This is a genomic window from Bartonella raoultii, assembly GCF_019659805.1.
Lineage (GTDB): Bacteria > Pseudomonadota > Alphaproteobacteria > Rhizobiales > Rhizobiaceae > Bartonella > Bartonella raoultii.
In genome coordinates this window covers 186022-199416 of sequence record NZ_JAIFRO010000004.1, presented here as the reverse complement: position 1 = coordinate 199416, position 13395 = coordinate 186022, and the positions used below count along the sequence as shown (strand labels likewise).

General features: G+C 38.1%; 14 protein-coding genes. 9 read left to right on the top strand and 5 right to left on the bottom strand.

The genetic code is table 11. The features are described 5' to 3' along the window. The first annotated feature begins 120 nt into the window (after window positions 1-120). From K3248_RS05220 to mnhG, 6 genes are read left to right on the top strand one after another with little or no spacing between them, the layout of a single operon-like run. Complete coding sequence (locus tag K3248_RS05220) at window positions 121-3051, top strand: monovalent cation/H+ antiporter subunit A (protein WP_220717341.1); 2931 nt, start codon at window positions 121-123, stop codon at window positions 3049-3051. Further along, complete coding sequence (locus K3248_RS05215) at window positions 3042-3383, top strand: Na+/H+ antiporter subunit C (RefSeq protein WP_220717340.1); 342 nt, start codon at window positions 3042-3044, stop codon at window positions 3381-3383. Before K3248_RS05220 ends, K3248_RS05215 begins: the two co-directional genes overlap by 10 nt. Next, a complete protein-coding gene (locus K3248_RS05210; RefSeq protein WP_220717339.1) occupies window positions 3383-5005 on the top strand; it encodes a monovalent cation/H+ antiporter subunit D in 1623 nt (540 codons plus the stop codon). Before K3248_RS05215 ends, K3248_RS05210 begins: the two co-directional genes overlap by 1 nt. Further along, window positions 5002-5487: a Na+/H+ antiporter subunit E gene (locus tag K3248_RS05205; RefSeq protein ID WP_220717338.1), complete on the top strand. Its 486-nt coding sequence runs from the start codon at window positions 5002-5004 to the stop codon at window positions 5485-5487. The genes K3248_RS05210 and K3248_RS05205 overlap by 4 nt, the downstream gene beginning before the upstream one ends. Then, entirely contained in the window at window positions 5484-5765 is a 282-nt protein-coding gene (locus K3248_RS05200) for a K+/H+ antiporter subunit F (protein WP_220717337.1), read from the top strand. Before K3248_RS05205 ends, K3248_RS05200 begins: the two co-directional genes overlap by 4 nt. Beyond that, entirely contained in the window at window positions 5762-6175 is a 414-nt protein-coding gene (gene mnhG / locus K3248_RS05195) for a monovalent cation/H(+) antiporter subunit G (RefSeq protein ID WP_220717336.1), read from the top strand. Before K3248_RS05200 ends, mnhG begins: the two co-directional genes overlap by 4 nt. Before the next feature lie 14 nt (window positions 6176-6189). Here the strand turns inward: mnhG and K3248_RS05190 are convergent, their stop codons facing one another. The 4 genes from K3248_RS05190 to K3248_RS05175 all read right to left on the bottom strand — a co-directional run bounded on the left by K3248_RS05190 (window position 6190) and on the right by K3248_RS05175 (window position 9163). Further along, complete coding sequence (locus K3248_RS05190) at window positions 6190-6582, bottom strand: MliC family protein (protein WP_220717335.1); 393 nt, start codon at window positions 6580-6582, stop codon at window positions 6190-6192. Window positions 6583-6600: 18 nt separating this feature from the next. Then, window positions 6601-6996: an MliC family protein gene (locus K3248_RS05185; RefSeq protein WP_220717334.1), complete on the bottom strand. Its 396-nt coding sequence runs from the start codon at window positions 6994-6996 to the stop codon at window positions 6601-6603. A gap of 411 nt (window positions 6997-7407) precedes the next feature. Next, a complete protein-coding gene (gene aroB, locus K3248_RS05180; protein ID WP_220717333.1) occupies window positions 7408-8541 on the bottom strand; it encodes a 3-dehydroquinate synthase in 1134 nt (377 codons plus the stop codon). Beyond that, complete coding sequence (locus K3248_RS05175; protein WP_371875512.1) at window positions 8516-9163, bottom strand: shikimate kinase; 648 nt, start codon at window positions 9161-9163, stop codon at window positions 8516-8518. Before K3248_RS05175 ends, aroB begins: the two co-directional genes overlap by 26 nt. A gap of 244 nt (window positions 9164-9407) precedes the next feature. Between K3248_RS05175 and K3248_RS05170 the strand changes: the two genes are divergently transcribed. From K3248_RS05170 to K3248_RS05160, 3 genes are all read left to right on the top strand, one after another. Then, the gene (locus tag K3248_RS05170; protein ID WP_220717332.1) at window positions 9408-10346 is read left to right on the top strand and encodes a site-specific tyrosine recombinase XerD; all 939 of its coding nucleotides are present in this window, start codon (window positions 9408-9410) and stop codon (window positions 10344-10346) included. Between the two features lie 78 nt (window positions 10347-10424). Next, window positions 10425-11381 (top strand): acetyl-CoA carboxylase carboxyltransferase subunit alpha, encoded by a 957-nt coding sequence (locus K3248_RS05165; protein WP_220717331.1) that lies wholly within the window; start codon window positions 10425-10427, stop codon window positions 11379-11381. Between the two features lie 37 nt (window positions 11382-11418). Beyond that, window positions 11419-12168 (top strand): L,D-transpeptidase family protein, encoded by a 750-nt coding sequence (locus K3248_RS05160; protein ID WP_220717330.1) that lies wholly within the window; start codon window positions 11419-11421, stop codon window positions 12166-12168. Between the two features lie 161 nt (window positions 12169-12329). On the opposite strand, the gene K3248_RS05155 is transcribed toward K3248_RS05160, so the two are convergent. Next, on the bottom strand, window positions 12330-13391 hold the full coding sequence (locus K3248_RS05155; RefSeq protein WP_220717367.1) for a CobW family GTP-binding protein: 1062 nt from the start codon (window positions 13389-13391) through the stop codon (window positions 12330-12332). Between the last annotated feature and the right edge of the window lie 4 nt (window positions 13392-13395).

Genomic DNA, 13395 nt, shown 5'->3' with positions numbered 1-13395 from the left:
ATTTTAAATGCTTTTAAGTTTTATTAAATCTTATTATCGTAAGTGCGAGATAGGGTGATGATAATGTAAATTTTCATTTTGTTTAAGACAAAATGTTAAAGGTAGGATGGAGCTTAAAGAATGACAATACGGGAAGCAATGTTGATATTGCTTATTTTGCTTCCCTTTGGTGGCAGTGCTATTATTGGCTTTTTTCATTCGACGGCAAAAAATAATGAAGCGTGGTTTGCTGGAGTCATTGCACTTTTTAGTCTTCTTTTTACAATAATGCTTTATCCTGCAATCCGTGGAAATCATGTCGTGCGTTTGGATATTTCTTGGCTTCCAGAATGGGGGAGCAATTTAATTCTGCGTATGGACGGTTTGTCTTGGCTTTTTTGCTTGCTCATTACAGGAATTGGACTGCTTGTTGTTGTCTATTCACGTTATTATATGAATCCAGCGGATTCTGTACCACGTTTTTTTTCCTTTTTTCTAGCCTTTATGGGGTCGATGACAGGAATAGTTTTATCAGGTAACCTTATCTTTTTGGTTGTTTTTTGGGAACTTACTAGCCTTTTTTCTTTTTTATTGATCGGTTATTGGTACCACAATGCAAGTGCGCGTGAAGGAGCGCGTATGGCTTTAACGGTCACAGGTTTTGGTGGTTTTGCTCTTTTTATTGGGGTTTTATTAATTGGGTATATCGTTGGTAGTTTTGATTTGGATAAGGTATTGCAATCTGGCGATATGATTCGATCAAATCCTCTTTATTGTACTGTTCTTATTTGTATTTTACTGGGAGGATTAACAAAAAGTGCTCAATTTCCTTTTCATTTTTGGTTACCAAATGCCATGGCTGCCCCTACACCTGTGTCGTCTTATTTACATTCGGCAACAATGGTAAAAGCAGGGTTGTTTTTGCTTGTTCGTTTATGGCCTGTCCTTTCTGGAACAGAAGCTTGGTTTTGGTTGGTTGGCTTTTCAGGATTGGCAACATTGCTGCTTGGAGCCTATTTTTCTATGTTTCAGCAGGACTTAAAAGGATTACTTGCTTATTCAACGATTAGTCACCTTGGATTGATTACAACGCTTTTAAGTTTAAGTAGTCCACTTGCATGTGTTGCGGCAATCTTTCATATGGCAAATCATGCTACTTTTAAGGCTTCTTTGTTTATGGCAGCTGGCATTATTGATCACGAAACGGGAACACGTGATATGCGTAAATTGACAGGACTTTATAGCGCGATGCCTATTACAGCGACTCTCGCTTTGGTGGCAAGTGCTGCAATGGCTGGAGTACCTTTGCTGAATGGTTTTATCTCAAAGGAGATGTTTTTTGCTGAAGCCGTTGAAAAGCATATGGAATCATGGCTCGATTGGATTGCTCCTTATATCGCAACTTTGGCGAGCTTATTTAGTGTGACTTATTCTATACGTTTTATTCATGGTGTTTTTTTAGGAAAAAAACCTGTCGATTTACCCAAAGTTCCTCATGAACCACCCCATTTTATGCGTTTACCCATGGAGCTTTTGGTTTTCATTTGTTTAGCAGTTGGCATCTTTCCTAATTTAACAATAGGACCTATTTTAGATAATGCTGTTGTTTCTGTTTTAGGGACTATGACGATCTCTTATAGCTTAGCTGTTTGGCACGGGTTTAATACGCCATTAATGATGAGTTTTATAGCTTTATCAGGTGGCGTATTGCTTTATGCAGTTGGGTATCGTTATTTTTTATCTTGTGATGATGGAGCTCCTTTTTTTCGTCATTTAAGAGGACCACGTATCTTTGAACGTATTCTCGTGGTTATTTGTTGGAAATGGGCTCGGGCTGTGGAGACTGTTTTTTCAACACGTCGCTTGCAAGTGCAGTTGCACTGGATTTTTTTACTATGCTTTGCTTTTGTTGGTCTTTTGCTTTGGCGTGATGGTTTTATTTCAGCGGGATCGTTACCGCTTTTTCCACTTGATCTTCCTTTCCTTGTTCTTTGGTTGGTTGGTGGATTATGTGCCCTTTTGGTTGCGTGGCAAGCAAAGTTTCATCGTCTTGCATCGCTCATGTTGCTGGGAGGGGCCGGCTTGATGACATGTGCAACCTTTTTATGGCTTTCTGCGCCTGATTTGGCAATAACACAGTTGGTTGTTGAAGTGGTTACAGTTGTTTTATTATTGCTTGGTTTGCGGTGGTTGCCTAAGCGTTTATATTATCCTGTTCCAGCGTCTGTTCAGTTTTGTGTTCGTTTGCGTCGTTTTCGTGATTTCATTATAGCATGTGTGGGAGGCGCTGGGGTGGCATGGCTTTCTTTTGTCGTAATGACACGTCCTCAAGGTACGACGGTTTCCGATTTTTTTCTAAAGAATGCTTATCCGCGTGCTGGTGGTCGTAATGTTGTGAATGTGTTATTGGTTGATTTTCGTGGGTTTGATACCATGGGAGAAATCGTCGTTTTAGGTGTTGTTTCACTTACTGTATTTGCTCTTTTACGCCGATTTCGCCCTGCTCCTGAAAGTATGGATGCACCTTTTCAACAACGTGTACAAGCAGCTTTTGATATGGCGCAGCCTGATCGGAATGTGGGGGATACAATATTGAATTATCTCACTGTACCTGCTGTTATTATGGGCTGGCTCTTCCCCATTATTATTGCTTTTTCTGTTTATTTATTTATGCGGGGACATGATCTTCCAGGTGGTGGATTTGTAGGTGGTGTAACGTTAGCTATAGGTTTTATTTTGCAATATCTTGCCCGTGATATTCGTTGGGTGGAAAGCCATTTGAGGGTTTTACCTTTACGCTGGATGGGGTTTGGTTTATTATTGTCTGTTGCAACTGGAGGGGGAGCTTGGCTTGTAGGCTATCCTTTTTTAACCTCTTTTTTTCAGTATATACATCTTCCATTGATTGGAAAAGTTCCCCTAGCATCTGCTTTTTTATTTGATTTTGGTGTATTTTCTCTTGTTTTGGGAGCCACGGTTCTCATTTTAATTGCACTTGCACATCAGTCAATTCGTAGTTACCGAATCGGTAAAAAATCTGTTTTGAAAGAGAAGGAAAATGAATGGAAATAGTTCTTTCTTTGGGTATTGGTGTTCTTGTTGGATCAGGAATTTGGTTACTTTTACGTCCGAGAACGTTTCAAGTTATTCTTGGTTTGTCTTTGATTTCTTATGGTGTTAATCTTTTTATCTTTGCAATGAGTAGACCGCGTAGTAATGCTGCACCAATTGTTGATCCTACTACAGTGATTAATCCAGAAAATTATGTTGATCCCCTTCCACAAGCTTTGGTTTTGACCGCAATTGTAATTGGTTTTGCAACGACAGCTCTTTTTTTGGTTATCTTGCTGGTTTCACGCGGCTTAACAGGTTCAGATCATGTGGATGGACGTGAGGTGCAGTGATGGAAGCTTGCGTACAGCATCTTCTTATTTTGCCTATTCTGTTACCGCTTGTTATTGGAGCTCTCCTACTTTTTTATGATGAACGGCGTGCAAAACTTAAATCGTTTATAAGCCTTTTTTCAGCAGTATCATTGGTAGTTATTGCTATTTTGTTGATAATACGGGTTCTTGAAGTTGCACCTGCTTCAGAGATTTATCGGCTAGGCAATTGGCCATCTCCTTTCGGAATCGTTTTGGTCCTTGATCGCTTAAGCGCTATGATGCTATTACTTTCCAGTTTATTGATAACTGCTGCTTTGGTTTTTGCGCAAGCACATTGGTATAAAGTTGGCCCTCACTTTCAGTCATTGATGCAATTTTTCATGGTTGGAATAAATGGCGCTTTTTTGACAGGGGATTTGTTCAATTTATTTGTGTTTTTTGAAGTAATGTTAACGGCTTCTTACGGACTTGCTTTGCATGGTTCTGGTCAGCTACGCGTGCGTGCTGGGTTGCATTATGTCGTCGTTAATCTTGTGGCTTCGTTATTCTTTTTAGTAGGTACGGCGCTTATTTATGGTGTTGTTGGTACTCTTAATATGGCCGATTTAGCTGTAAAAATAAAATATATACTCCCATCAGATATTCTTTTATTTGAAATTGGTGTGGCGATTTTGGGTCTTGCTTTCTTACTCAAAGCAGGTATGTGGCCGCTTAATTTTTGGTTGATGCCGACTTATAGTGCAGCAGTAGCACCTGTTGCAGCATCTTTTGCGCTTTTAAGTAAGGTAGGTATTTACATTATTTTACGTTTAACATTGTTATGGTTTGGCCCTGAAAGCGGATACTTTAGCCATTTTGGTCATATGATTTTATTTTATGGTGGCCTTGCTACTATAGCTTTTGGTTTTATTGGTGTTTTGGCGAGCCAAGTTTTGGTACGGTTGGCTGCTTATAGTGTACTGGTTTCTGCAGGTACATTGTTGACAGCAATTGGGATAGCTAATGTAAAACTAATTGCAGCTGCACTTTTTTATATTGTTTCTTCAACTTTAACACTGGGGGCTTTTTTTCTTCTTGTAGAGTTGGTGGAACGTTGTCAAGATGTAGCGGCCAATGTTTTGACTGTTACAATGGAAGTATATGGTGATGATGAAGAAGAAGAAGAGGAGGAAGTAGGAACTTATTTGCCGGTAACCCTAGCGCTGCTTGGGGCTTGTTTTGGTCTGTGTGCTCTTTTAATTATTGGTTTACCGCCTTTTTCTGGTTTTGTCGCTAAATTTATGATGTTCATGGCAGTTTTAAATCATAGTAAAGAAAACTTTTCTACTTCTCTACTGGATTATCAGGATTGGCTTTTTGTGATTTTTGTCACTCTTGCTGGTTTTGCTGCTTTGATTTCTCTTACACGAACAGGAATTCGCACTTTTTGGGTTTCTCTTGAAGGGAGGGTTCCACGTGTACAAGTGATTGAATTTGCACCTATTGCTGTGCTTCTTGCTTTGTGTTTTCTTATAACGATTATAGCCGGTTCTGTTAGCCATTATATGTCTGAAACAGCTAAAACTTTGTATAATCCTCAAAATTATATTGGAAGCATTTTAGATGATTCTTCTCTCAAAAATAGGGAGATTAATCGATGAGCTCTTTTTGTCCTTTTCCTTTTTTCAGCATGGCAATTGTCTTTATGTGGTTAACCTTAAATGGTTTTAGTTTCGGTCAATTGCTTTTAGGAATTATAATTGCCTTATTTAGTGGTTGGGTCATGCGGTTTCTTGAACCGGAAAAAATTACTATTAAAAGTTGGCGTGCGGTTTTTTGTCTGATTTTTCGCGTATTTATCGATTCTATAACTTCAAATCTTTCTGTAGCTTGCTTTATTTTAACTAAAAAAGCACAAAGGCAGCAGTCTGGTTTTATTGTAGTACCTCTTTTGCTTAAAAATCGTACTGCTTTGGCTGTTTTAGCATGTATTCTTTCTGTTACTCCAGGAACTGTTTGGATTGCTTACAATAGAAAAAATAATGAACTTTTGCTTCATGTTTTAAATTTTAAAAATGAATATAATTATCAAAAGTTGATCAAACAACGCTATGAACAATTACTTTTGGAGATTTTCTCATGAGTATGGTGATTCTTTATTGGGGAATTTTTCTTTCGCAGTTTTTTTTAAGTTTGGCAATGCTGCTTGCACTTTTTTGTTTGATTCGTGGCCCACGGGCACAAGATAGAATTGTGGGATTGGACACTCTTTATATAACCACTATTCTTTTGTTTCTGACATTTGATCTTCGTTCAGGAACAACAATCTATTTTACCGCAGCTCTCATTATCGGGCTTTTGGGTCCTGTATCAAGTATTGCTTTGGCGAAGTTTTTGATGAGAGGGGAAATTATTGAATGAAAGATGATATATCACTTGTCGTTGCTATTGCTGTCACAGTTTTTTTAATATTAGGATCTGGTCTTACATTGATTGGAACAATAGGATTAGTGCGTCTTTCTAGCTTTTATAAACGTTTACATATGCTCTCTTTGAGTACAAGTTGGGGAGCGGGAAGTATTCTTGTGGCTTCGTTTCTTTACTCAGTGTTTGTAGATCATCATTTTGTTTTTCATGAAGTGTTATTGATGCTCTTTTTATTTGTGACAATACCCGTCTCTTCTATGTTGGTGTCACAGGCGGCAGCTTATCGATATCATTCAGAAAACAAATTAGGAGAAAAGCCGCTGGCTCTTTTATCACACCAAGTGAAAGAACAATCACCTACATCGGAAGAAATATCACCTGATAAGAGCCAGCACAATTTTTGATATTTGTGTTGTTGTTATTCTTTTCCTTGTTCTTCTACACAGGAGATGAGATTTTTCTCTTCTGGATCATCGATAAGGTCAGAAAATGTAGCTTCATTCTCTTTCACCCACCAAATATATGGTCCTCCCACATATTTTACTCCAGAAGCACTTATGCTGCGGGAAGCGATAATATGCTTCCCTTTCCACTTGAAATCAGCAAGCGAAATGTTGCTAGCATTGTGATAAGTCACTTGAACAGATTCTTTATTTGAACCTTTTTCGCATTGATAGTTAACAATTTCTGTGGTTGGCTCTGGATCGTCTGGTACCTCAATGATTAAAGAACTTGCAAAAGCATTGAGTGAACCAAAGAGAAATAAGCTTAAAGTGGTGAAAAATTTTACAGTACAAGAGTTTTTTTGCATAATGCTTCCTTGCGTTCTTTAAAATAATAATGTTGTTTCATCCTTACAAAGGATAGGTTTTTTCTCTTCTGGATCGTTAATGAGATCATAGAGCATGACTTCTTTATTCTTCTCCCACCAGATATACTGTTCCCCCACATATTTTGCTCCAGAAGCAGCGATGACATTGGCTGCGATAATACGGTCACCTTTCCATTTGAAATCAACCAATGAAATATTATCAGCATTGTGATAAGTTGCTTCAACGCGTTCTTTATTTATTCCTGTATCACACTGATAAATAACAGTTTCTGTTGTTGGCTCTGGATTATCTGGAACCTCAATAATTAAAGAAGCAGCCAAGGCATTGCCTAAACTAAAGAATGATAGACTTAAAGTAATCAAAAGTCTTAAGATATATAAAGGTTTTTTCATAATGCTTCCCTGTATTGTGCAGAAGAATAACTGGACTGATATGATGGTGTCCACGGCAGGATTCGAACCTGCGACCCCAGGATTCATACCACTTCGATTTTCACCGCCAGCTTTATAAGCTGTTTGTGGTCTGGACTGTCTCTTCACCGTAAAGCATTTTGCTCTTTAGGTGCTGCCCATTCAGTCTCTACACCTTCCTCTTTTTCCATAAGAGAGGCTTGGCTCGGGATTGGCATATAGTTTCCTATGAAGCTTTCCCCGAATTTGAGCAGATCCACTCTAAGAATTTCTTCTTAAGGCGCCCAATTTCTTTAGGAATCCTGTGCTCTATCCTACTGAGCTACGCAGACATCATCATATTTGTTTTCTTTAATAGAAGTATAAAAACGAATCAATTATATTCAATATGAATTAACGAATTTTCGCTAATTTTTGTTTCAGAAACGACAAAACTGCGTCTGGTGAAACATTTTTTGCAATAAATGATTGGCCAAGTCCACGTGTTAAGATGAAAATCAGATTGTTTTGTGAAACTTTTTTATCCTGGAAAATGAGAGACATTAAGGTTGCTGCATCTGGCAGTTGGCCGGGGATGTCTTGTAGCTTTGTGGGTAATCCTATGGATTTAAAGTGTGCTTTTATACGCTGTGTGAGTATGGGATCTATTAAATTTAATTGTGCGGAAAATTGATGGGCTAAAATCATCCCAATTGCTACAGCTTCACCGTGGATTAAACGTTTTGAATCATAGGCGGTGGCTGTTTCAAGCATATGTCCAAATGTATGACCAAGATTTAAGAGTGCACGTTCTCCGGTTTCATATTCATCACGTGCTACAATATCGGCCTTGAATTGACATGAACGCATAATGGCTTGTGTGCGTATAGGACCATTAGAAAAAACGTCTTTTCCATTTTTTTCAAGCCATTCAAAAAAATCAGGTTGATTAATGAGACCATATTTGACCATTTCTGCATAACCTGCGCGAAATTCACGTGCGGGAAGGGTATCAAGAACACATGTATCAGCAATAACACATCGTGGTTGATAAAAAGAACCAATAAGATTTTTACCATATTGGCTATTAATGCCCGTTTTGCCTCCAACAGAAGAGTCAATTTGCGCGAGAAGTGTTGTGGGCATCTGAATGAAATTCATGCCACGGCGTATAATACTTGCAGCAAATCCTGCTAAATCGCCAACGACACCACCACCAAAAGCAATAACACAATCACCTCTTTCTAGACGTGCTGCAAGAACTTTATCTATGACAGTCTGTAGAGTCGAAAGTGATTTTGATTGTTCTCCTGCTTCTATAATTATTGGAACAGTATGAATTTTATTTTTTGTTAATTTTTCTTGTAAAGGACCTAAATGGAGGGAAGCAACATTTGTATCGGTTACAATTGCTAAACGTATCTGATGAAAATCTTGTTTGTGCAGAGAATGCTTAAGCTGTAAAGCAGCTTGCTCGATGAGATCAGGGCCAATGATGATATCATAGCTGTGTTTGTCCAGTTTAACAGTAACGATCTTGGCATTCATGCTTGTTCTTTCTGTTTGTATTTTCTGTAGAAAAATAGTGTTGTAAAGACCGTATAACATTTTGTGCTACGGTATTGCGGCTTTCTTTATGGGAGGTAATCGTTACGTTTGCTTTTGCATAGATAGGATAACGTTGTTCCATAAGTTTTTGCATGGTTTCTTTAGGATTTTCTGTTTGAAGAAGCGGGCGTGTGGGACGCTTTGAGACACGTTTCATAAGGATTTCAAGATCAGCTTTAAGCCAGATAGAAATGCCATGTTGATGTATAGCTTTTCGTATATTTTTATTTATATAGGCTCCACCACCGGTTGCTAAAACAAGAGGAGCTTTTTGAATGAGATTCAGAATAATACGCTGTTCAAGCGTACGGAATTCTGGTTCACCATACATTTTAAAAAATTCAGTGATGGTCATTTGTGCTGCTTTTTCTACTTCGTGATCAGAGTCATAAAAAGGTAAATGCAGCAAGGTTGCAACACGTTTTCCGATCACGGATTTTCCAGCGCCCATCAACCCAACAAAGACAAGGGCGCGTTTATCATGAGATGATAAGAGTTGATGCTTTACTTGTGATATCAGCATTTGTTGAGGTTGAGAATTGTTCATAGCTTTTTTCGACATTTATCTGCTTTAAAGTCAATTCCTGTTAATCTTTATAAGGCATAATAAGAAAAAATATATTTTTGAATACCGTATTATCTTATGCCAACATTGACCAGACTTTTAATGATTCTTTGCGTTTTGTTTGTTATTCTTTGCAGTATAATGGTTGCTCTTGTGGTGTGGGTTAAACCAGTAACTGTAGATATGTCTATTGATGTCCCCTTGGATTCATTAAATTTTTCTTCAAAGGAGAATCAATAACATGAAAAATGAAGCTGTGATAGATCATTTTATTGAGATGATGAGTGCGGAGCGGGGGGCTTCTGCTCATACGCTTGATGCTTATCAGCATGACTTGCAGTGGGCACAAGAGGCGTTATCTTCGCGCTCTATTTCGCTTGTTTCAGCACAAAAAAAAGATTTAATTGATCTTTTATCACTTATGCATACTTTGGGTTTTTCTGCGTCTTCACAAGCGCGTCGTTTATCAACTTTTCGTCAATTTTATCAGTTTCTTTATGCAGAAGGATTGAGAAAAGATGACCCTTCCGACGATATCGATACTCCTCGTCTGGGGCACTCTTTACCGAAAATTGTCAGTGAAAATGCAGTGATAAAACTGCTTGATTTGGCTCAGTTAGAGGTGAACCAAGCAGAATATGGGTCTAGAGATTATTTTCGTGCGTTGCGTCTTCAGCTGTTGAGTGAAATGCTTTATGCAACAGGGTTGCGTATCAGTGAATTGGTCAGTTTGCCGTTGCAAGCTGTTCAGGGAAAAAAATACAGTATTTTGGTTCGCGGTAAGGGTAAAAAAGAACGAATAGTGCTGCTGTCAAAAAAAGCATGTCAGGTTCTTTCGCAATGGTTAAATTTACGTAATCAGGGAAAGGATGCAGCGAGCCCTTATCTTTTTCCTGCGCGTTCAGAGACAGGATATATTGCTCGTCAATTGGTTGCACGGGAATTAAAAGGTCTCGCTAAAAGAGCAGGGATAGAAAGTCGTAATTTTTCTCCCCATGTGTTACGTCATGCTTTTGCCAGTCATCTCTTGCAGAATGGGGCCGATTTGCGTGCTGTTCAATATTTGTTAGGGCATTCTGATATTGCGACGACTCAGATTTATACACATGTATTGGAAGCTGGACTCTATCGTTTGGTTAATGAACATCACCCTCTTGTTGATGAGCAGAAAGCTCCGTAAAGAAAAGGTGATGTTTTTGAAAATTGCTTTATAAGGTGAATGAGAAATGTATAAATAATATAAAATGAGTTGAGTAGAATGTATAATTATCTTGATTTTGAAAAACCAGTTGCTGATCTTGATGGAAAAATCCTTGAGTTAAAAAAGATTGCTGAAGAAGAAGGTAGCCTTGATATGAGTGATGAGATCGCGCGTCTTGAAGTGCGTTCCAAAACGGCATTGCGTGATCTTTATAAAAAATTATCTCCGTGGCAAAAAACACAGGTTGCTCGTCATCCTGATCGCCCCCATTTTATGGATTATTCTGAAAAATTATTACGTGATGTTACACCCTTGGCAGGAGATCGTAAATTTGCTGAAGATGAGGCTATTCAAGCTGGGTTTGCACGCTTTAAAGGAGAAGCTGTTGCGTACATAGGGCAGGAAAAAGGCCACGATACGCAAACACGTTTGCGCTATAATTTTGGTTCTGCACGTCCAGAAGGGTATCGTAAAGCTGTACGGATTATGGAAATGGCTGATCGTTTTGGTTTGCCACTTATTACTTTTGTGGATACAGCAGGTGCTTATCCTGGTGTGAGCGCTGAAGAACGCGGTCAAGCAGAAGCAATTGCTCAATCAACTGCTACAACTTTGCGCTTAAAAGTTCCTATTGTATCGGTTGTTATTGGAGAAGGTGGTTCTGGTGGAGCGATAGCAATTGCAGCTGCAAATAAAGTTTATATGTTGGAGCATGCGATTTATTCTGTTATTTCTCCAGAAGGAGCAGCTTCCATTTTATGGCGTGATCCAACACGTGCAAAAGATGCTGCAATGAATATGCGTATTACTGCTCAAGATTTGTATCGGTTGAAAATTATTGATGGTATTATTCCTGAACCTATAGGAGGAGCACATCGAGGTAAAGAAACTGTGATTGATGCAACGGGTGATATTATCTCAGAAGCTTTAGAGGAGATGGCTGGAAAAGAAGGTGAAGTTCTTAAGCAAGAACGTTGGGAAAAATATCTTCAAATTGGTCGCTCTCTTGCATAATATATGTGTTGTGAAGTATGGATTGGAGTTGTATTCAATGACATTTAAAGGATTCTTCGCTGTATGTGTTTTGTTTGTAATGGGAATATTGACGGCATGCGAAACAAGATTGCCTGCTTCTATTCGCGCTAAAGTTGAACAACCACTTCCGCAAGAAATCCAAAATAGAATGATTGTGTACAATATTGATCCCTATGCACCAATCATGATGCGTTTTTTTAAGCAAGAAAATGTTGCAGAAGTTTGGAAGCAGTCTCGTTCTGGAAAGTTTGTACTTGTAGCGCGCTATGGTATTTGTAAATGGTCGGGGAAACTTGGACCTAAATATAAGGAAGGCGATTTTCAAACACCAGAAGGTTTTTATACTGTACGTGCGGAACAAATGAATCCTTATTCAAAATATTATCTTTCTTTTAATATAGGATTTCCAAACCTTTATGATCAGGTAAATGGTCGCACAGGAAGCAATCTTATGGTGCACGGCTCTTGCTTTTCTGCTGGTTGTTATTCTATGAGTGATAAAAATATGGCAGAAATTTATGCTTTTGCTCGAGATGCTTTTAAAGGGGGACAAAGAGAGTTTCAATTACAGGCTTTTCCTTTCCGTATGACTGATGATAACATGGCACGTTATAGCATGGATCCTCATTATCCGTTTTGGGTTATGCTTAAGGAAGGTTATGATTTATTTGAAGAAAATCGTAAGCCTCCAACGGTTGATGTTTATGAAAAACGTTATGTTTTCAATCATAAAATTAATAAAACTTCAGTATCTCTTATGCCGTGAAAATGATTTCAGCATAAGAAAAATTCCTTTACTTTTTGCTAAAGACTTTGTTCTCTTTGTAAAGAAATGTTGTACCTTTATGATGAGATATAAAAAGTATGTTTAAAATTCAGTAATAATATTTATTACGAAATTTTCATATCTTAAAAAGAGCAAGAAAATTAAAACTTTGTTCCTGGAATGATCAAAGGATTGTCTAAGAGAGCTGCTCTATCTGCGGTATCTATTGCTGGTTTATTAAAAAAAGCATTAAAGAGCTTTTGTATTGCTTCTTCTTCAATACTATCAGTAATAATGATAAAGCGCGTTTTTGTAATTCCTTTTGGCCAAGCTGGAAATCTTATGGGCGGGTGAAAAAATGTTTGTACACCGTGTAATATAAGAGGGCGATGCGGGTCATCCTCTAATGCGATTATTGCTTTAATACGTAAAATTTTTTCTCCATAAAGGTCTTGTAGGAGATCTAAAAAAGCTACAAGAGTAGCATAAGCGATTGGCTTTTCAAAATCTAGCGAAAAGGTACGAATGGTCTTATGAGGAGCGTGATTGTGCGATGAAAGAGCAAGCCATTGTTTTATTGGCGTATTTTCTTCTTTTTGATCCCAGAAAATTTTACTAGTGAGTATATTGGAGTTGCAATGGTCAGAATGAACATCAATAATTTGTGCCGTGGGATTAATGGTTTTGAGTGTATTAATAACTGTCTTGGAAGGTATTCTGGGATCAATAAGGTCTGTTTTGGTGAGAATAATTTTGTCAGCAAGTGCTAATTGTTTTTGTATTTCAGAATAGCGTTTAAGGACAGAAAGTGGGCTTAATGTATCAAATGTTGTAAGAACATCATCAATGAACAATGTTTGCATGAAAAGAGGGTGGCTTAGAAGAGCTTGTAAAATAGGCGCTGGATCTGCTATTCCTGTTGTTTCAATAATAATGCGATTGAGTTTTTTGAGATGTCCTGTTTGTGTGCGATGAATTAAATCAATCAATGTGTCGATGAGATCACTGTGCAAAGTGCAGCATAAGCAACCATTTGCAAGTTCTATAATTCCCTCTGTGGTTTTTTCAACCAGAAGATGATCAAGACTTACTTCACCAAATTCATTGATGATCACTACACAATCAGTCAAAAGCGGATCGCGCAGTATACGATTAAGCAAAGTCGTTTTGCCAGAGCCTAGAAAACCTGTAATAAGCGTGAGAGGAATGCGCTTTGTTTTCATCTTT

Excerpts from the sequence above, each read along its gene's own strand:
- K3248_RS05220 (WP_220717341.1), top strand. The coding sequence starts at position 121 with ATGACAATACGGGAAGCAATGTTGATATTGCTTATTTTGCTTCCCTTT.
- K3248_RS05200 (WP_220717337.1), top strand. The coding sequence starts at position 5,484 with ATGAGTATGGTGATTCTTTATTGGGGAATTTTTCTTTCGCAGTTTTTT.
- K3248_RS05155 (WP_220717367.1), bottom strand. The coding sequence starts at position 13,391 with ATGAAAACAAAGCGCATTCCTCTCACGCTTATTACAGGTTTTCTAGGC.
- K3248_RS05190 (WP_220717335.1), bottom strand. The coding sequence starts at position 6,582 with ATGCAAAAAAACTCTTGTACTGTAAAATTTTTCACCACTTTAAGCTTA.
- K3248_RS05185 (WP_220717334.1), bottom strand. The coding sequence starts at position 6,996 with ATGAAAAAACCTTTATATATCTTAAGACTTTTGATTACTTTAAGTCTA.
- K3248_RS05215 (WP_220717340.1), top strand. The coding sequence starts at position 3,042 with ATGGAAATAGTTCTTTCTTTGGGTATTGGTGTTCTTGTTGGATCAGGA.
- K3248_RS05175 (WP_371875512.1), bottom strand. The coding sequence starts at position 9,163 with ATGTCGAAAAAAGCTATGAACAATTCTCAACCTCAACAAATGCTGATA.
- K3248_RS05165 (WP_220717331.1), top strand. The coding sequence starts at position 10,425 with ATGTATAATTATCTTGATTTTGAAAAACCAGTTGCTGATCTTGATGGA.
- K3248_RS05210 (WP_220717339.1), top strand. The coding sequence starts at position 3,383 with ATGGAAGCTTGCGTACAGCATCTTCTTATTTTGCCTATTCTGTTACCG.
- aroB (WP_220717333.1), bottom strand. The coding sequence starts at position 8,541 with ATGAATGCCAAGATCGTTACTGTTAAACTGGACAAACACAGCTATGAT.
- K3248_RS05205 (WP_220717338.1), top strand. The coding sequence starts at position 5,002 with ATGAGCTCTTTTTGTCCTTTTCCTTTTTTCAGCATGGCAATTGTCTTT.
- K3248_RS05160 (WP_220717330.1), top strand. The coding sequence starts at position 11,419 with ATGACATTTAAAGGATTCTTCGCTGTATGTGTTTTGTTTGTAATGGGA.
- K3248_RS05170 (WP_220717332.1), top strand. The coding sequence starts at position 9,408 with ATGAAAAATGAAGCTGTGATAGATCATTTTATTGAGATGATGAGTGCG.
- mnhG (WP_220717336.1), top strand. The coding sequence starts at position 5,762 with ATGAAAGATGATATATCACTTGTCGTTGCTATTGCTGTCACAGTTTTT.